This is a genomic window from Bacillus sp. Leaf49, from assembly GCF_001426125.1.
Lineage (GTDB): Bacteria > Bacillota > Bacilli > Bacillales > Bacillaceae > Bacillus > Bacillus altitudinis.
Genome location: NZ_LMRK01000008.1, coordinates 1 through 15,748, shown reverse-complemented (window position 1 = coordinate 15,748; position 15,748 = coordinate 1). Strand labels below are relative to the sequence as shown.

21 protein-coding genes, 1 pseudogene, 1 riboswitch and 1 other annotated feature are annotated in these 15,748 nt (G+C 41.7%); of the genes and pseudogenes, 17 read left to right on the top strand and 5 right to left on the bottom strand.

The features are described 5' to 3' along the window. Nucleotides 1-7 precede the first annotated feature (7 nt). Both ASG46_RS05800 and ASG46_RS21270 read left to right on the top strand, forming a co-directional pair. Nucleotides 8-844, top strand: coding sequence for a helix-turn-helix transcriptional regulator (locus ASG46_RS05800; protein ID WP_025206654.1), 837 nt, complete (start codon nucleotides 8-10; stop codon nucleotides 842-844). Nucleotides 845-1,020: 176 nt separating this feature from the next. After that, a pseudogene (locus tag ASG46_RS21270) lies at nucleotides 1,021-1,231 on the top strand (hypothetical protein). Between the two features lie 145 nt (nucleotides 1,232-1,376). On the opposite strand, the gene ASG46_RS05790 reads toward ASG46_RS21270, so the two are convergent. Then, nucleotides 1,377-1,883 carry a hypothetical protein gene (locus ASG46_RS05790; protein ID WP_056703624.1) on the bottom strand — a complete coding sequence of 169 codons (507 nt, stop codon included), beginning with the start codon at nucleotides 1,881-1,883 and terminating at the stop codon, nucleotides 1,377-1,379. Between the two features lie 118 nt (nucleotides 1,884-2,001). Between ASG46_RS05790 and ASG46_RS05785 the strand changes: the two genes are divergently transcribed. The 10 genes from ASG46_RS05785 to ASG46_RS05740 all read left to right on the top strand — a co-directional run bounded on the left by ASG46_RS05785 (nucleotide 2,002) and on the right by ASG46_RS05740 (nucleotide 7,523). Further along, nucleotides 2,002-2,316, top strand: a complete 315-nt coding sequence (locus tag ASG46_RS05785; RefSeq protein ID WP_008343888.1) for an ArsR/SmtB family transcription factor — start codon at nucleotides 2,002-2,004, stop codon at nucleotides 2,314-2,316. 83 nt (nucleotides 2,317-2,399) lie between these two features. Beyond that, entirely contained in the window at nucleotides 2,400-2,828 is a 429-nt protein-coding gene (locus tag ASG46_RS05780) for a DMT family transporter (RefSeq protein ID WP_008343887.1), read from the top strand. Nucleotides 2,829-2,841: 13 nt separating this feature from the next. Further along, nucleotides 2,842-3,306, top strand: a complete 465-nt coding sequence (locus ASG46_RS05775) for a DMT family transporter (protein ID WP_056703621.1) — start codon at nucleotides 2,842-2,844, stop codon at nucleotides 3,304-3,306. Between the two features lie 122 nt (nucleotides 3,307-3,428). Beyond that, complete coding sequence (locus ASG46_RS05770; protein WP_003217059.1) at nucleotides 3,429-3,689, top strand: metal-sensitive transcriptional regulator; 261 nt, start codon at nucleotides 3,429-3,431, stop codon at nucleotides 3,687-3,689. 125 nt (nucleotides 3,690-3,814) lie between these two features. Then, nucleotides 3,815-4,297 carry a DsrE/DsrF/DrsH-like family protein gene (locus tag ASG46_RS05765; RefSeq protein WP_056703619.1) on the top strand — a complete coding sequence of 161 codons (483 nt, stop codon included), beginning with the start codon at nucleotides 3,815-3,817 and terminating at the stop codon, nucleotides 4,295-4,297. A gap of 13 nt (nucleotides 4,298-4,310) precedes the next feature. Continuing rightward, the gene (locus ASG46_RS05760; protein WP_056703618.1) at nucleotides 4,311-4,667 is read left to right on the top strand and encodes a rhodanese-like domain-containing protein; all 357 of its coding nucleotides are present in this window, start codon (nucleotides 4,311-4,313) and stop codon (nucleotides 4,665-4,667) included. 52 nt (nucleotides 4,668-4,719) lie between these two features. Further along, on the top strand, nucleotides 4,720-5,280 hold the full coding sequence (locus tag ASG46_RS05755; protein WP_056703615.1) for a sulfurtransferase TusA family protein: 561 nt from the start codon (nucleotides 4,720-4,722) through the stop codon (nucleotides 5,278-5,280). Nucleotides 5,281-5,295: 15 nt separating this feature from the next. Then, the gene (locus ASG46_RS05750; protein WP_056703612.1) at nucleotides 5,296-6,423 is read left to right on the top strand and encodes an MBL fold metallo-hydrolase; all 1,128 of its coding nucleotides are present in this window, start codon (nucleotides 5,296-5,298) and stop codon (nucleotides 6,421-6,423) included. Nucleotides 6,424-6,457: 34 nt separating this feature from the next. Next, the gene (locus ASG46_RS05745) at nucleotides 6,458-6,688 is read left to right on the top strand and encodes a sulfurtransferase TusA family protein (RefSeq protein WP_045034655.1); all 231 of its coding nucleotides are present in this window, start codon (nucleotides 6,458-6,460) and stop codon (nucleotides 6,686-6,688) included. A 58-nt stretch (nucleotides 6,689-6,746) separates the two neighbouring features. Continuing rightward, nucleotides 6,747-7,523 carry a sulfite exporter TauE/SafE family protein gene (locus ASG46_RS05740; RefSeq protein ID WP_056703609.1) on the top strand — a complete coding sequence of 259 codons (777 nt, stop codon included), beginning with the start codon at nucleotides 6,747-6,749 and terminating at the stop codon, nucleotides 7,521-7,523. 52 nt (nucleotides 7,524-7,575) lie between these two features. Here the strand turns inward: ASG46_RS05740 and ASG46_RS21080 are convergent, their stop codons facing one another. Further along, entirely contained in the window at nucleotides 7,576-7,752 is a 177-nt protein-coding gene (locus tag ASG46_RS21080) for a hypothetical protein (RefSeq protein WP_164071373.1), read from the bottom strand. Between the two features lie 309 nt (nucleotides 7,753-8,061). Further along, complete coding sequence (proS, locus tag ASG46_RS05735) at nucleotides 8,062-9,495, bottom strand: proline--tRNA ligase (protein WP_017358725.1); 1,434 nt, start codon at nucleotides 9,493-9,495, stop codon at nucleotides 8,062-8,064. A 44-nt stretch (nucleotides 9,496-9,539) separates the two neighbouring features. Next, nucleotides 9,540-9,735: a binding site (T-box leader), on the bottom strand. A gap of 160 nt (nucleotides 9,736-9,895) precedes the next feature. After that, nucleotides 9,896-9,995, top strand: a riboswitch (purine riboswitch). Between the two features lie 77 nt (nucleotides 9,996-10,072). Between proS and ASG46_RS05730 the strand changes: the two genes are divergently transcribed. Continuing rightward, on the top strand, nucleotides 10,073-11,245 hold the full coding sequence (locus ASG46_RS05730) for an MFS transporter (RefSeq protein ID WP_025206662.1): 1,173 nt from the start codon (nucleotides 10,073-10,075) through the stop codon (nucleotides 11,243-11,245). A gap of 53 nt (nucleotides 11,246-11,298) precedes the next feature. On the opposite strand, the gene ASG46_RS05725 is transcribed toward ASG46_RS05730, so the two are convergent. Further along, nucleotides 11,299-11,676 (bottom strand): hotdog domain-containing protein, encoded by a 378-nt coding sequence (locus tag ASG46_RS05725; RefSeq protein WP_008343876.1) that lies wholly within the window; start codon nucleotides 11,674-11,676, stop codon nucleotides 11,299-11,301. 137 nt (nucleotides 11,677-11,813) lie between these two features. After that, complete coding sequence (locus ASG46_RS05720; RefSeq protein ID WP_045034652.1) at nucleotides 11,814-12,581, bottom strand: GNAT family N-acetyltransferase; 768 nt, start codon at nucleotides 12,579-12,581, stop codon at nucleotides 11,814-11,816. Between the two features lie 207 nt (nucleotides 12,582-12,788). On the opposite strand from ASG46_RS05720, the gene ASG46_RS05715 reads away from it, so the two are divergent. The 4 genes from ASG46_RS05715 (at nucleotide 12,789) to ASG46_RS05695 (ending at nucleotide 15,627) form a co-directional block, all read left to right on the top strand. After that, complete coding sequence (locus ASG46_RS05715; protein WP_024719151.1) at nucleotides 12,789-13,247, top strand: MarR family transcriptional regulator; 459 nt, start codon at nucleotides 12,789-12,791, stop codon at nucleotides 13,245-13,247. A gap of 348 nt (nucleotides 13,248-13,595) precedes the next feature. Further along, nucleotides 13,596-14,057 carry a DUF523 domain-containing protein gene (locus tag ASG46_RS05705; protein ID WP_056703605.1) on the top strand — a complete coding sequence of 154 codons (462 nt, stop codon included), beginning with the start codon at nucleotides 13,596-13,598 and terminating at the stop codon, nucleotides 14,055-14,057. Nucleotides 14,058-14,086: 29 nt separating this feature from the next. Next, nucleotides 14,087-14,503: a DUF5301 domain-containing protein gene (locus ASG46_RS05700; RefSeq protein WP_056703602.1), complete on the top strand. Its 417-nt coding sequence runs from the start codon at nucleotides 14,087-14,089 to the stop codon at nucleotides 14,501-14,503. A gap of 296 nt (nucleotides 14,504-14,799) precedes the next feature. Further along, the gene (locus ASG46_RS05695) at nucleotides 14,800-15,627 is read left to right on the top strand and encodes an aldo/keto reductase (RefSeq protein WP_008343867.1); all 828 of its coding nucleotides are present in this window, start codon (nucleotides 14,800-14,802) and stop codon (nucleotides 15,625-15,627) included. Nucleotides 15,628-15,748 lie beyond the last annotated feature (121 nt).

The following is a 15,748-nucleotide window of genomic DNA, read 5'->3' as shown; positions in this document are numbered from 1 at the left end:
GACCTTAATGAAACCTGAAACAAGACTTCAAGCATTATCAGAATTTCTAAAAAACCAACGTTCAAAAATCACGCCTCAAATGGTTGGTTTACCTGTAGGAACCCGCCGAAGAACACCAGGACTCAGAAGAGAAGAAGTGGCTCAACTAGCCGGTGTGAGTCTTACTTGGTATACATGGTTAGAGCAAGGCAGAGATATAAAAGTATCTACTTCGGTATTAGATGCGATTTCTAGTGCATTACAATTAAATAACGATGAAAGGAGATATTTGTACGCTTTAGCGTTAGAGGAAGGTGTGAAACAATCCTATATCATTGAGAATGAGAAGGAAATCAGTCCGGCTTTAGTGAAAATTCTGCAGGAACTTCGTTATTGTCCAACGATTATATCTGATAGAAGAAGTCAGATAGTTGGGTGGAATCAAGCAGCAGCTAATGTATTTTTGGACTTTGAACAAATCATCCCGGCAGAAAGGAATATCATCCGCTTACTATTCGCAAGAAAGGAATTTAAAAGTTTAGCCGTGAATTGGGAGCATTTTGTAAGAGGATATATCGCCATATTTAGAACGTATTATGGACAGTATGTGGCGGATGACTGGTATGAGCAATTTATAGAAGAAATGGAGCAGGCATATCCTGAGTTTCGTAAAATATGGAATGAAAATGAGATCAGCTATGCACCTGAAGTATTAATTGAATTTCGTCATGCTAAGGCAGGTAAAATGTTGTTTAATCTCACTTCATTACAAGTGTATGGGGATACTGATTTAAGATGCAGCGTCTATACTCCAGTTGAGGATACTGAAACTGAGCTTAAGTTAAAACGTTTAATTGAAGGCTAGCTATTGTTTGGAGAGATGAGGTATCTTTCCATGTTCAGAAAGTAAATAAATTAGGTATTTATGATAGAAATTATTTTTTACTTCTTAAAACTTAATTATGACATTTAGCTTCTTTGGGTATCGATGCCGTCTATTCGCTTATCTAATACAAAATAATGAGAACGGACAGAGATAAAATGGATTATGTTTATCAGAAAAAGGAAAAGAAAAACGGTAATTGTGTCATTTCCGTTAGAGATAGATGGGAGAACTCAATTATTGAATTTGAAAAAAAAGCAACATCATATTGATATAGTGGTTAATTACCGTAATGATAAGACTACGAAGTATTCAATACCAATAGACATTTTTGAAAAAGTTTATGATGATCTGAAGAGAGGTAATTGAGGGGATTTTGGTTCCTTCAACTACCTCCGTGTTACATTTATATTCGCTTTTCTATTCATAACTTCAATTGATCTTTGCTTAACCAAGGTTACGCTTCTACAATCTCTAATAACACAGCATTTTGATGTAACTTGTCAATTCTCCTCTACCTCTTCACTAGTACATATTGTAAGTTTTCTAATTCAAACATATCAATCAGTTCATCGATCCCTTTAAAATCGATATGTTTTCCAAACCGTTTTTTGCTTAGGTCAATTTCTACATCCAATTGATCGTCCTTTTCTTTCATTTCGAGTTCATTTAGACAAGAATAGATTTCGATGGTTTCTCCTTTTGACAGCTCTTTTTCAATGAATTTAAAAAGTGCACGAAGAGAATGAATGATGTCTAATTCATAAACAAAAGGGTGCGTGAATTTGTTTCTCACCGCTTCATTGACGGGATCTAGATAATCAATGTGAATGCCTTCGAAATCCTCTTCTGTTTCAAATACTTCTATCAAAAGATCTTCTTTTTGATAGGTTTTATGCTTTTTTTGTTTTTTATCAAACATGCTGATATTGAGTTCAGAGAATGGTTTATAGGTAGGATTTTGACCAATGGTACCAAGTGGCAGTTCTTTGTTTGATCCAATATAATGCTGTAAAGTCATGGGTTGCCCTCTTTCCTTGAAATATTCCTTATAGCGTTGATTATTTCCTTTTTACCAATTTAGAGGTGAATATGCAATGGCTTGACATATCGGTATTTCTAGATATACAATGTCTGCCATGGAACCTATTGATGTGTTTAAGGCATTATCGAATGAAACAAGGTTGAATATTTTAAAGTGGCTTAAGGAACCTGAGAAGCATTTTCCTAAGCAAGGCGCTCATTTACCGAAGGAGGTTAGTTATAAGGGGGGCGTTTGTGTTGGGGATATTCAAGAAAAGGCGCAAATTTCTCAATCAACGGTCTCTAGCTACTTACATTTGATGCAAAAGGCTGGTCTGCTTGAATCGGTACGGCATGGACAATGGACATACTATAGACGAAATGAAGAATTTATCCAACAGATCGGACAATATATGAAAACAGAGATCTAAAGGATGTGTGATTTCTGTTTTTTTCTATTCTATATATCTGTTTATCTAGATATATAAATATATGAATCAAAGGAGATTTAATGATGCGTTTAATTTTTTATGTGCTTGCACTATTAGCGGGTGCGGCACTTAGTTTTGAAGGAGCCATCTATGCGGAGCTTGGGAAGTCGATCGGACAGTTAGAAACGAGTTTTTATAACTTTTTTGTCGGTTCAATTATTATGGGGCTATTGTGGCTCTTTTTTGGCAAAGGTGACCTTTCCTATACGTTGAAGGCACCAAAATGGTCACTGCTTGGCGGAGCGATGGGGGTTGTGTATTTAACGTCTATTGTGGTGAGTGTTCCATTCGTTGGTGTGGGGGTAACGATGGTCGCTGTCATTATTGGTCAGCTGTTGATGAGTATGGTGATTGAGCATTTTGGCTGGCTTGGGAGTCAGAGAACAAGAGTAAACAAAGAGAAGGTATTTGCGGTCATTTCGATGATCATTGCCCTTATTCTTATTCATTAGGAGGAAACTCGATATGGCATTATTGTTAATTATATTTACTTTAATCGGAGGCATTACGTTAAGTGCGCAATCTTCCATAAACGGTACGTTTAGCAGGAGAGCGGGTACGATTGAAACGACCTTTTTGACCTTTTTAACGGGTACGATGTTTTTGACCATTCTGATTTTATTCTTTGGGAGCGGCCATCTGTTGAATCTCTTGCATGCGCCGAAGTGGCAGTTGAGTGCGGCTTTTCTTGGAACGGCTTATTTAATTCTGACAGTGATCGCTGTTCCGAAAATCGGTGTCATTGCTGCGAATATTGCGGGGATTGCTGGGCAGCTTGTCATTGGAATGGTCATTGATCATTTTGGCTGGTTCCATAGCTTGGTGATTTCACTTGATCACAAACGCATATTGGCATTGTTCTTTATGCTGATCGCTCTTTATTTTATTTACAAAGGAAATAAGCGCTCTAGAGAGGAAGCGAGTGCTTAAAGAGAACGGGCTGCTGTGACATTTGCTCTCAGCAGCTCTTTTATACTGATTCATCATGTTTGACTAAATACCTATCAGGGTATACTATCTGATCATAGGGAAAAGAGAAAGGAGTGTTAAACGTGGAGTATAATCAGCAGATGAAGAATCGTCTTCGCCGGATTGAAGGGCAGATTAAAGGGGTTCTTGCCATGATGGAGCAGGGAAAGGATTGCCGCGAGGTGGTGACGCAGCTGTCTGCATCACGCAATGCCATTGATCGGGCAATGGGTGTGATTGTGAGTACAAATCTTGAGCAATGTGTTCGTGAAAGTCTTGAGCAAGGCAAGGATACAGAGGGGCTTGTCAAAGAAGCGGTTGAGCTTTTGGTGAAAAGCCGGTAAGAAATTCCTCAGCCTTTGGAGGTTGACGAATTTTTTTACTTGTTATAATATACCCTTACCGGTATATGTATATATTTTTTGTTTTCTATATACCCCCGCGGGTAATTGGGATAAGGAGGATCATGATGGAGGAACAGAAAAAACGAACAACAATTGTTTTATTTAGTGGAGATTATGATAAAGCGATGGCCGCTTACATTATTGCAAATGGCGCAGCAGCTTATGATCACGAGGTGACTATTTTTCATACTTTTTGGGGGCTGAATGCCTTGCGTCAGGAAGAGATGGTGCCACTGAAGAAGGGATTTTTAGAAAAAATGTTTGGCAAAATGATGCCGCGTGGCGCTGATCGAATGGGGCTGTCAAAGATGAATTTTGCAGGAATGGGACCAAAGATGATCAAGCATGTGATCAACAAACACAATGCCATGACCCTGCCGCAGCTCATTGATATGGCGAAGGAACAACAGATCAACCTCGTGGCATGTACGATGACGATGGATCTTTTAGGGCTGCAGGAGAATGAATTACTAGCAGACATTCAATATGCCGGTGTGGCAGCGTATTTAGCAGAGGCAGAAATCGGGAATGTGAACTTATTTATCTAGGGGGTGTCCATACATGATTCAAATGCTTTTGCTCATCATTGTGATCGCTTTGCTTGTGAGCCGTTTTCTTCCCGTACGGGGTGTGAAACAAATGGATGCAGCTCATCTGAAACCTAAATTGCCTAGTCAGCATCAACAGCTGATAGACGTGCGATCATCTTTAGAGTTTCAAACAAACCATATAAAAGGGTTTCAAAATATCCCCTTACCACAGTTAAAGAAACGAGCACATGAGCTAGAGAAAGACAAAGAAGTGTATGTGATCTGCCAAAGCGGGATGAGAAGTATGCAGGCCGCTAAATTGTTGAAAAAACAGGGATTTACCCATATTACAAATATCAAGGGTGGCATGAATGCTTGGCGATTATAGGTATCAATAGGTTTTGGAGTATACCCCCACCCCTATAAAAGGAGGAAAAACAATGCAGCAACCAACAGCAATTCTAGATGCAAAAGGATTGGCATGCCCAATGCCCATTGTCAAAACGAAAAAACAAATGAATGAGCTCTTGCCAGGAGATGTGCTTGAAGTGCAAGCAACCGATAAAGGGTCTACAGCGGATTTAGCAGCTTGGTCAAAAAGCGCCGGTCATGAATTTTTAGGAACAAAAGTAGAAGGACAGGTGCTTCATCATTTGATTCGTAAAGGCGGAGCGAAACAGGGGGAGGAGCAGTCAATGATTTCGGAAATGTCGTTGAACATGTTTCAACAGAAGGTAAAAGAAGATCAGTCATTGTTTATTTTAGATGTACGAGAGCCGGATGAATACGAAGCGGGTCATATTCCAGGAGCTGTTCACATCCCTCTCGGTGAGGTGGAACAACGTGCTGAAGAATTGAACCGAGAGACGCTCATTTACCTCATCTGTCATTCAGGCAGAAGAAGTGAATTAGCCGCACAAAAGTTAAAAGAAAAAGGATTTCATCAATTGATCAATGTAGTGCCAGGCATGAACAGCTGGACAGGAGAGATTGAAAAATAGGAGCTGAATGAACCAATGACTGTAAAAGCAATGACAGCAGAGCAGTTAACAAAAAAGATCATCAACAAAGAGCCGATCTTTTTGTTGGATGTACGAAACGAATCAGATGTGCAGGACTGGAAAATTGAAGGGAAAGCCGTTGAATATTTAAATGTGCCTTACTTTGAGCTTCTTGATGGCGTAGAGGATATGGTGGAGAACATACCGGATGACCTAGATGTACTGGTCGTTTGTGCGAAAGAAGGCTCCTCTATTATGGTGGCAGAGATGCTGTCAGAGGCAGGCAGAACGGTCCATTATTTGCAAGGCGGCATGAAGGCATGGAGTGAGCATTTAGAGCCAGTGAAGATCGGTGATTTAACTGGTGGTGGAGAGTTGTACCAATTTGTGCGAATGGGCAAGGGGTGCTTGTCCTATATGATCATGTCGAATGGGGAAGCTGCGATTATTGATGCGGCTAGAATGACGGAGGTCTATACGCAATTTGCTAAAAAACATCAAGTCACGGTGACGCATGTGTTTGATACGCACCTTCATGCGGACCATATATCTGGCGGGAAAAAGCTGTCTGAACAGACTGGTGCTATCTATTGGCTACCGCCAAAAGACGCCGAAGAGGTGACATTTGATTACAATCACCTTGAAGAAGATCAGCGTGTGACGATTGGAGCGACGGAGATTGATATTCATGCCCTTTATTCACCGGGCCATACGATTGGTTCAACCTCTTTTATCGTAGACGGCCGTTACCTCCTTTCAGGTGATATTTTGTTCATTGATTCGATCGGACGACCTGATCTAGCCGGTATGGCGGAGGACTGGGTAGGTGATTTGAGGGAAACCCTTTATACACGATATACGTCGCTTTCGGCAAAATTGATTGTGATGCCTGCACATTTTATGATCGTGGATGAGCTGAATGAAGACGGGAGCGTTTGGAAGGAGCTAGGCGCTTTGTTTGAAGAAAATCACGGGCTGAACATTGAAGATGAAGACGTATTTAGACAAATGGTCACGCAGGATCTCCCTGCACAGCCAAACGCTTATCAAGACATTCGGTCTACCAATATGGGGAAGCTGCATCCAGACGAGGAAGCACAGCGAGACATGGAAATTGGTCCAAACCGTTGTGCGATTCGATAATGTTCAATAAAATAAAGAAGCGAGGGATGATCAGATGACATCAGATCACATTTTAGACGTAACCGGGCTTGCATGTCCGATGCCAATTATTCGGACGAAGAAAAAAATGAATGACTTGGCTGAAGGTCAAGTATTAGAAATACATGCAACAGATAAAGGAGCTAAAGCTGATTTGGCTGCATGGGCTAAGTCAAGCGGACATGAATTGATCACGCAGACGGATGAAGGACAGGTGCTGAAGTTCTGGGTGAGAAAAGGGTCCTAAAGAGGAGAGGGGTATCTTTGAGGGAGCCCCTTTTCCTTTTGCAAAGGAGGAGACCAGCGTGGATTTTGCATTTTTCATTACTTTATTTATCATCGGATTTATTGGTTCCTTCTTATCAGGAATGGTCGGAATAGGAGGATCGGTAATCAACTATCCCATGCTGCTTTATATCCCGCCTCTTGTCGGAGTGATGGCATTATCGGCACACGAGGTTTCAGGGATTGGTGCCATTCAAGTACTATTTTCGACACTCGGCGGTGTGCTGGCGTATCGAAAAAGCGGATTTTTACATCGACCATTGATTTTATATATGGGGAGCAGTATATTGGCAGGGAGTTTATTAGGCAGCTATTTATCACATTTCCTTCCAGAGAAAGGCATCAATGTAGTCTATGGTCTGCTTGCCATTGTCGCTGTCATTTTAATGCTTGTTCCGAAAAAAGGTCAGCAGGCAGAAGCGGATGGAGAGGTGACTTTTCATAAAGGACTGGCGGTTGGTATTGCCTTTGTGATTGGTAGTGTATCGGGTGTATTAGGTGCAGGCGGTGCCTTTATTTTAGTGCCGGTGATGCTATCGATTCTCAAAATCCCTGTGCGGATGACGATTGCCTCGTCTCTGGCGATTACGTTTCTCTCTGCAATCGGCGCATCTGCTGGGAAAGTGCTGACTGGTCAAGTCATGTTCATGCCTGCGCTTGTCTTAATGGCGGCCAGTTTGATTGCTGCGCCGATTGGGGCGAAAATTGGACAGAAAATCAATGCCGTTTATTTGCAGTGGGCGCTTGCCGTGATGATTACAGCCACAGCGATCAAAATCTGGGTGGATTTATTATAAGAAAAAGACCAACAACTGAGAGCAAGGGCTCTTTTCCATGTGTTGGTCTTTTTTATTTTATGTCATCGTGCTCGATATACGTTTCAAGTGCAGGGTGGTACTCTTTTTGATAATGAAGATTGGGGCATGTTTTCACGACTTTGCCTTGCAAGGCATTGGACTTCGAGACATCTAATGCTGTTTTACATTTTGGACAACGTTCGTTAAATATTGAGAGCCAGCGCTTCATAGATCACCACTCCAGTTAAAGTCTTTAAAACCGATTATATTAATATGAATTATAGGGGATTGTGTGAATGAGGTCAATGGATATTTGGCTCTTTTTAACAAAAAAGAAGCATCGTATAAGATGCTTCAGCGTACAGACAAATCCTCGCATTCTTTGTCAGCTCTGCATGCTGGCGCTCATGATTTTTAATTTTGCTCCGCGCAAGTGCTCGTCCTTCTTAGAGTCCGAAGGCTTTCCGTCACGCTGAAAAGAAGACAAAGGGCTAAAATAAAGTTCATTTTAGCCCTTTGTCGACAATTTGAAATATGATTAGTAGGCTTTTGCCCAGAACACCATATCAGAAGCTGGTTTCCCGCAGCAGACACATGTGTCAGAAACGGATTCTTGTTCAAACGGGATACAGCGTGATGTCGCTCCTGTTCTCTCTTTGATGTCGTTTTCGCAGTCTTCATCACCGCACCACATGGCTTTGATCAACCTGTTTTCTTCGGCAAGAAGCTGCTCGATGTCTTCGATTGTGTGGGCGTTTGATGTTTTTTCATGTAATCGTTCTTTTGCTTTTTCGTACATCGTCTGCTGAATGTCTTCAAGCGTGGACGTGATGGTTTGTTCAAGTGCATCTAACGTGACGGCTTGCTTTTCACCAGTGTCTCGTCTTGCGAGCATGACCTGGCCTTTTTCCATATCCTTTGGTCCTACTTCTATGCGTAATGGGATGCCCTGCATTTCGCATTCGTTGAATTTCCAGCCAGGCTGTTTATCACTTGCATCGATGTCAGCGCGTGCGATGCGGGCGAGTCGATCCTTTAATTCATAGGCATGATCGAGGACACCTTCTTTATGGGAAGCAATTGGCACAACACGTACTTGGGTTGGCGCAATGTTTGGCGGCAGGACAAGTCCTCTGTCATCGCCATGCACCATGATCATAGCGCCAATGATTCTTGTGGTGAAGCCCCATGATGTTTGCTGGACATGCTCTAATTTTCCTTCTCGATTTAAAAATTCAATGCCAAACGCCTTGGCAAATCCGTTGCCGAAGAAGTGAGAAGTGGCGGTTTGCAGGGCTTTTCCGTCATGCATCAAGCTTTCAACCGTATAGGTGAAGCGAGCGCCAGCGAATTTTTCTTTCTCTGTTTTTCTTCCTTTAATGACAGGGATCGCTAGAAGCTCTTCACAAATAGACGCATAGACATGGAGCATTTTTTCTGTTTCCTCAATCGCTTCTTGCTCTGTCTCGTGACAAGTGTGCCCTTCCTGCCAGAGGAATTCAAGGGTTCTAAGGAATGGACGTGTTGTCTTTTCCCAGCGGACGACATTGGCCCATTGGTTATATAGCTTTGGTAAATCACGATAGGAATGAATGATGTTTTTATAATGCTCAGCGAACAGCACTTCAGAGGTTGGTCTGACGCAGAGTCTTTCTTGTAATTCCGAATCACCGCCATGTGTCACCCACGCCACTTCAGGAGCAAAGCCTTCGATATGATCTTTTTCCTGCTGGAGAAGGCTTTCTGGGATAAAGAGCGGCATATAGACATTCTCGTGACCCGTTTCTTTGATTTGACGATCAAGTTCGTCGCGAATATTCTCCCAAATTTTAAAACCGTATGGCTGAATAATCATACTGCCTCTAACGCTTGAATAATCGACGAGACGCGCCTTTGTGACAACATCTGTATACCACTGGGCAAAGTCGTCTTCCATGCTTGTAATTTTCTCAACAAATTGTTTCTTTGACATGGTCTTTTTCCTCCTTTTAAAAAAACAAAAAAGCTGTGCTTTAAGTTAGGGACCATTCCTGGTGGTACCACCCTAATTTAAAGCACAGCTTTACACTCGATCATGATAACGGTATGAACCGCTGTATGAAACAGAACTAAATCGGCAGGTTCACTTGAAGATGTCAGTAGGAACTTCTCAGCACCGTTCCCTCTCTGTTAAAGATCGATTCAAGCTACTATTCCAGATCTACGTTGATTCTTGTTCGTTGATTTTTCATCAGTTTACCTGTAAATGGGGGAGAAAGCAAGTTGGTCCGCAAGTTCATTTCATGCCTTTCTGAGGTCGTTTATGTCGAAGAGCCATTGGCAAACATTTTCTGTTTTTGCAGCTTGCACGTTATGGAAGGCTATGCTAATATATTTGAAGAAAAAAATAGACTTGTATAACCTCAATAATATGGTTTGAGGGTTTCTACCAGGATCCGATAAATCCTGATTACAAAAGCGCGCTTTCCTTTTTTGTAATCAGGGTTTTTTTGTTTGTCTGCACCCTGTATCAAAAGTGAAAGCCATGATATAGAGAAGGGATGTTAGACATGAACTGGAGAGTTTATTTATTAGCTGTTTCTACTTTTGCGGTTGGATTAGTTGAGCTTGTGGTTGGGGGCATTTTGCCAAGTTTAGCAGAGGATCTCAATGTGTCTCTTGCGACAGCTGGGCAGCTGATCACGGTATTTGCGATTGTGTATGCTATTTCAGCACCGGTGCTACTGACCGTCACAGCCAAAATCGAACGAAAGCGTCTTTATTTAATCGCATTATTGGTCTTTACATTAGGCAATGTATTCACATATTTTAGTTCCACCTTTGCCCTTGTCATGATCTCTAGGGTCCTGATTGCCATGAGTACAGCGCTTGTTGTGGTGCTATCATTGACGATTACGGCCAAGCTGGTGGAACCGGCGCATCGAGCGAAAGCATTAGGTCTGATTTTTATTGGGATTAGCTCATCACTTGTTCTCGGTGTACCGATCGGTATTTTTATTACAGAGAGCTTTGGCTGGAGAGTGATGTTTTTAGGAATCAGTATTCTGTCAGCGATATCCATGGTACTCATTTATTTTCTATTGGAGAAAATGCCTGTTGAAAAAGTCACACCGCTTAAAGAACAAATTCGTTCTTTAGGGCATCCGAAAATTTTCAGTGCGCATTTGATTAGTTTGTTCATGCTTGCTGGTCATTATATGCTGTATTCTTATTTCACGCCATTTCTGATGGAAGTTCTGCATATGACTCCGTTTTGGATTAGTATTTGTTATTTGGTCTTCGGGCTTGCGTCGATTGGCGGGAATGGGTTTGGCGGCTGGCTTAGTGACAAACTAGGATCAGGGAAAGCCATTTTGCTGGTGACAATCGCGTTTGCCATTGTGATGTTTATCCTTCCTTATACAGCGGGAGTGTTTATGCTCTTTATGGTGATGGTTGTCCTATGGGGTGCTCTTAGCTGGGCACTGACACCTGCTTTGCAGAGCTATTTGATTCAAACAGACCCTGTGACGTCTGATATTCAGCAGAGTTTGAATACATCCGCTTTGCAAATTGGGATTTCTATTGGATCAGCAGTGGGCGGTGTCATGTTTACAATGACTGGTTCATCCGTTGACTTGGCTAAATTCGGCGCTATTTTTGTGCTGATTGCCTTTAGCTGTGCAGTGATTTCATTAAAGAGACCGCCGCTTTATATGGATCGTCAGCATCACGCTGAATAGAAGAGAATAAGAACGTTTTCGTGTTAGTTAGCTGCCTCATCATAGGCAGCTTTTTATTTTTTGAAAACCACACCTTCGCTTTTACCAGTAATGACTTCTTCTCCATGCTGATTGATATAACGAGAAAAAAGGTGGACACGATGGTATTTTTCAAGGGGTTCTACCTTGGTGACGGCCATCTGACAGGTAATCGTGTCACCTGTATAAACAGGGCGTATGAAGGTACATGTCATCTCTTGACCGATAAAATGAAACTGACCGCCAAGCTTCGTGGCTAGACTTGCTGTGAGAAAACCGTGTACCATGAGCCTGCCTTGATCATCTAGCTCGGTATGATGTTTGCCAAGATCACCTGTCATCTCGCCAAATTGAATCACATCTTCATGCGTATAGGTTTTGCTTGTTTGAAATTGATCGCCTGGTCGAACCATTTGTTCTTCAGCTCCTTTTTTTAAATGTACCAAAGGAGTGAATGAATGTACATTCATTTTTGTGATGAGATGTTAGAGGCAAAGAAGAGACAGGATGCCTTTCTTTGCCCTTGATACGTCAGGAAAAATGTCATCGTCTATTCAAAAACTACCATTTCTCCAATTGGTTGAAATCCGGCACGCTGATAGATATGTTTGCCGTCATTTGAGGCTTGTAACATCACACACTTTTGTTTGTTATCTGTCTGGGTCAGAAGGTAATGAAACATGTCACTGCCAAGTCCTCTTCCGCGGTGTTCTGCCTTTGTGATGACATCATAAATACCGTAGCTGTCTGCTGTTTCAATCAATAAGCCCGTTGTGACCGGTTTGTTGTGTTCATATCCAACGAACATGCGGGTACTCGGGTGTAATCGTTCAATCGAAAAGCGCTGGAAATAGCTGTTTAAAGCGATTGCCTCAGGTGATCCTTCGAAAAGTTCGATAAATAAATGTTGATAATCAAGAAAGGTTTGATCGTCAGTCACTTCCTTGATCGTAAGCGAGTGAGAGGTCCTTTGATCGATGTCGTTTGTATGTTCAAGCATCATGATGGTATTGCGTTCCACTTCTTGAAGCCCATATTTCTGCATGATATTCGACCAATCGGGGTGGAGCAGGCTTTGAGTAATCCATGTGCTGAATGCTAGCTGCTGTTGCTGCATTTGTTCGATGGCAGCTTCCACTTTTTGTTGATCTTGTATGTGCGCTGAAATGGGTAATAACAAATTGAACGTGTCAGTTGATATATGCGTGTTTGATAGAACGAAATCTTCCGTTGATAGGAACGATCCGTTTACAACAGAAGAAAACAAATTTATTTTTTCTTCTAACTGGCGAATGGCCATTTGCTGCTCTGTTTTCATTCTCTCACCTTCTTTTTTTGATTGAGGGTTACCTATCATAAATAATAGCAAAGAAAAGGAAATTGTGCGGTCTCTTGTAATCTAGTAAAAAAGTTCTCTTATTTATCAGGTCTGATGACCCATTCTTTTCCTCATCCCCACATTTCTTTTGACTCCTTTATTGATTATTAGTACCATTTTATTAACCAGTTAAGAGTGGAGGTTCAGATGGAAACAAACGAGCAGATTGTCTTAAAAGCGATTCAAGATTTGATTATGCATAGGGAAAAGAAACGGAACGATCCAACAGATCCACTGATTACCACGACTGATACACTCAAGCAAGATTGGACACTTACACAGCTTCATATTTTATCTATGATTCAAGCAAACCCTAATGAATCCAATAATACATTTCTTTCACAACAACTAAAACTATCAAAACCAGCCATTACAAAGGCTGTGAAAAAGCTCATCGAAAAAGGCATGGTCGACTATTGCCACCGGCAAGGTGACAAGAAATCCGTCTATTATTCACTCACAGAGGAAGGCACACAGCTTGCGGCACTGCATGATGAGCTTCATGAACAGGCAGTCTCCTCCTATTTAGAATTCCTCCATGAATTTAATGAAGACGAACTACAGGTTATTGAGCGCTTCTTAAAGGCTTGGAAGGAAAAGATATAAATAACGGGCCGAAAGCTTTCTATAAACTAGATGCTTTCGGTTTTTTTATGGTAAAATTAACATATATTGACGTTATTCGTGATGATGATTGAGGGAGGGTGCCGTGTTGGTGAAAGAGATGATGGAAAATTTTAAAAAGTATGTTTTTATCATGCCGTTCGTCGGATTGTTTGTCAGCTTGCTATTATTTGTTTATTTTTTTGGGATGACAGGAGTTGAAGGGTCCATTTGGGCGGCTGTTTTGTATTGTGCTCTGCCCTTTCTGATGTACACGATACTCTGTTTGCCTTTATGGATTTATTTTAAAGTCAGCAAAAAACGTTCAATACAAAGAAATGAGGAACATACATGATCGTTGTCAGTGCTTGTCTTGCGGGATTAAAGGTCCGTTATAATGGCAGCCATCGATTAGATCAACGTATCGAGGAGCTTGTGCAGGAAGGAAAGGCGGTAACAGTTTGCCCTGAGCTGCTTGGCGGTTTCTCTACACCAAGGACACCCGCAGAAATTATTGGTGGAGATGGTCATGATGTCTTACGGGGGCAGGCTTCTGTAGTTGATGTTCATGGAACAGATGTGACAGAGATGTATGTAAAAGGTGCACAAGACACGCTTAAGCAGGTTCAGACTCTTGGCGCAACATCCGTCGTGTTAAAAGAGTACAGTCCTTCTTGCGGAAGCCGGATGATCTATCGGGGAGAGTTTAACGGGAAGACAAAGGCTGGGGACGGTGTGACGTCTGCCTTGCTGAAACAGCATGGGATTCAAGTATTCTCTGAGGAGGATGATTGGACCTCGCTGTTTGTATAGGGATGGCGTGAATTGAAGGAGGAGTTAGGTTGAAGAAGTGGATCATTGGTTTAGTAGTCGTTATTTTCATCGGAATAGGTCTTTATTTTATGATCAATGCCAAAACATATGCTTTTGATGATGTGGTCTCGATTGATAAAGATAAAGTGACTTCCATTCAAATTGAGCATGATGATGAGCGCGTTGTGGTGGATAAGAAAGAGGATATTCAAAAGCTGCTGAAGAAATTTTCGGGTATTCAATTAAAGAAGTTAACTGGATCTAAAAAAGAAACAAAAGAATCTTATTGGATCAGAGTGTACGAGAACGAAAAGCAAATGTATGGTCTGACTTTTTATGACCAAAGCTTTTTAGAGACATATGATGGTTCTAAAACAAAAAATCGAATCAGTGAATACCAAATCGTTGATGCAAATCAAGTCGATATAGGACAATACATCAAATAAGATCATTCAGTCTATGAATGGTTTCAGCGTGTAGACAAACCCTCGCATTCTTTGTCAGTCCTGCGCGCTGGTGCTCACGAATGACAAATTCGCTCCGCTCCAGTGCTCGTCCTTCCTAGACTGCAAAGGTTTTCTATCACGCTGAAAAGAAGACAAAGGGCTAAAATCAAGTTCATTTTAGCCCTTTGTCAACTATCTGAGATCATTCAGTCTATGAATGGTTTATCTTCATGCATGATCTTTCGCACATTCGGGTATAGTGCATGGTAAGCAAAAATGAAGCGGAGGTTTGTTTGATGAGTGGATTAACAGATACAGTCACATTAGCAAACGGAGTGAAAATGCCGAAGCTTGGCTTTGGTGTATGGCAAGTAAAAGATGGGGATGAGGCTGTAAATGCAGTCAAAGACGCACTTGAAGCTGGCTATCGCAGTATAGATACAGCAGCGGCCTATCAAAATGAAGAAGGTGTTGGCAAAGCCATTCAGCAATCAGGCATCTCTCGCGATGATCTGTTCATTACGACAAAAGTGTGGAATAGTGATCAAGGATATGAGTCAACGCTTGAAGCCTTTGAAACGAGTATGAACAAACTAGGTCTGGATGTATTGGATCTTTATTTAATCCATTGGCCGGTTGAAGGCAAATATAAAGAAACGTGGAAGGCGCTAGAAAAGCTTTATAAGGATGGCCGTGTGAAAGCCATTGGCGTGTGTAACTTCCATCAGCACCATTTAGAAGATTTATTAGAAGAGGCAGAAGTGGTGCCAATGGTCAATCAAATTGAACTGCATCCGAAGCTGACGCAAGAGCCTTTACGTGACTACTGCAAGGCAAAAGGCATTCATGTAGAAGCATGGTCGCCATTAGGCAGCGGGAAACTTCTTAACCATCCGGTGCTTCAAGATATTGCGAAAAAGCATGAGAAGTCAGTGGCGCAAGTCATTCTTCGCTGGGACTTGCAGCATGGCATTATCACCATTCCGAAATCTGTGACGAAGAGCCGAATCATCGAAAACACAAACGTATTTGATTTCGAGTTGTCCGCCCATGAAATGAGTGTCATTGATCAGCTCAATGAAGATGAGCGCACGGGTCCAGACCCAGATAACTTCGATTTTTAATATAAGAAAAGCACAGGCGGGATGGGACTGACCCCCGTTTTTGAGACAGGGATCAAAACACCTTTATACAGCCAATTGCCGATAGTTTATCGGTGATTGGTTGTTTAGTTTCGTTTGAATA

Bases quoted from the DNA above. Each gene is read 5' to 3' on its own strand.
- ASG46_RS05695 (WP_008343867.1), top strand. From the start codon at position 14,800: ATGAGTGGATTAACAGATACAGTCACATTAGCAAACGGAGTGAAAATG.
- ASG46_RS05790 (WP_056703624.1), bottom strand. From the start codon at position 1,883: ATGACTTTACAGCATTATATTGGATCAAACAAAGAACTGCCACTTGGT.
- ASG46_RS05775 (WP_056703621.1), top strand. From the start codon at position 2,842: ATGGCATTATTGTTAATTATATTTACTTTAATCGGAGGCATTACGTTA.
- ASG46_RS05720 (WP_045034652.1), bottom strand. From the start codon at position 12,581: ATGAAAACAGAGCAGCAAATGGCCATTCGCCAGTTAGAAGAAAAAATA.
- ASG46_RS05730 (WP_025206662.1), top strand. From the start codon at position 10,073: ATGAACTGGAGAGTTTATTTATTAGCTGTTTCTACTTTTGCGGTTGGA.
- ASG46_RS05750 (WP_056703612.1), top strand. From the start codon at position 5,296: ATGACTGTAAAAGCAATGACAGCAGAGCAGTTAACAAAAAAGATCATC.
- ASG46_RS05765 (WP_056703619.1), top strand. From the start codon at position 3,815: ATGGAGGAACAGAAAAAACGAACAACAATTGTTTTATTTAGTGGAGAT.
- ASG46_RS05780 (WP_008343887.1), top strand. From the start codon at position 2,400: ATGCGTTTAATTTTTTATGTGCTTGCACTATTAGCGGGTGCGGCACTT.
- ASG46_RS05755 (WP_056703615.1), top strand. From the start codon at position 4,720: ATGCAGCAACCAACAGCAATTCTAGATGCAAAAGGATTGGCATGCCCA.
- ASG46_RS05800 (WP_025206654.1), top strand. From the start codon at position 8: ATGAAACCTGAAACAAGACTTCAAGCATTATCAGAATTTCTAAAAAAC.
- ASG46_RS21080 (WP_164071373.1), bottom strand. From the start codon at position 7,752: ATGAAGCGCTGGCTCTCAATATTTAACGAACGTTGTCCAAAATGTAAA.
- ASG46_RS05705 (WP_056703605.1), top strand. From the start codon at position 13,596: ATGATCGTTGTCAGTGCTTGTCTTGCGGGATTAAAGGTCCGTTATAAT.
- ASG46_RS05760 (WP_056703618.1), top strand. From the start codon at position 4,311: ATGATTCAAATGCTTTTGCTCATCATTGTGATCGCTTTGCTTGTGAGC.
- proS (WP_017358725.1), bottom strand. From the start codon at position 9,495: ATGTCAAAGAAACAATTTGTTGAGAAAATTACAAGCATGGAAGACGAC.
- ASG46_RS05745 (WP_045034655.1), top strand. From the start codon at position 6,458: ATGACATCAGATCACATTTTAGACGTAACCGGGCTTGCATGTCCGATG.
- ASG46_RS05725 (WP_008343876.1), bottom strand. From the start codon at position 11,676: ATGGTTCGACCAGGCGATCAATTTCAAACAAGCAAAACCTATACGCAT.
- ASG46_RS05715 (WP_024719151.1), top strand. From the start codon at position 12,789: ATGGAAACAAACGAGCAGATTGTCTTAAAAGCGATTCAAGATTTGATT.
- ASG46_RS05785 (WP_008343888.1), top strand. From the start codon at position 2,002: ATGGAACCTATTGATGTGTTTAAGGCATTATCGAATGAAACAAGGTTG.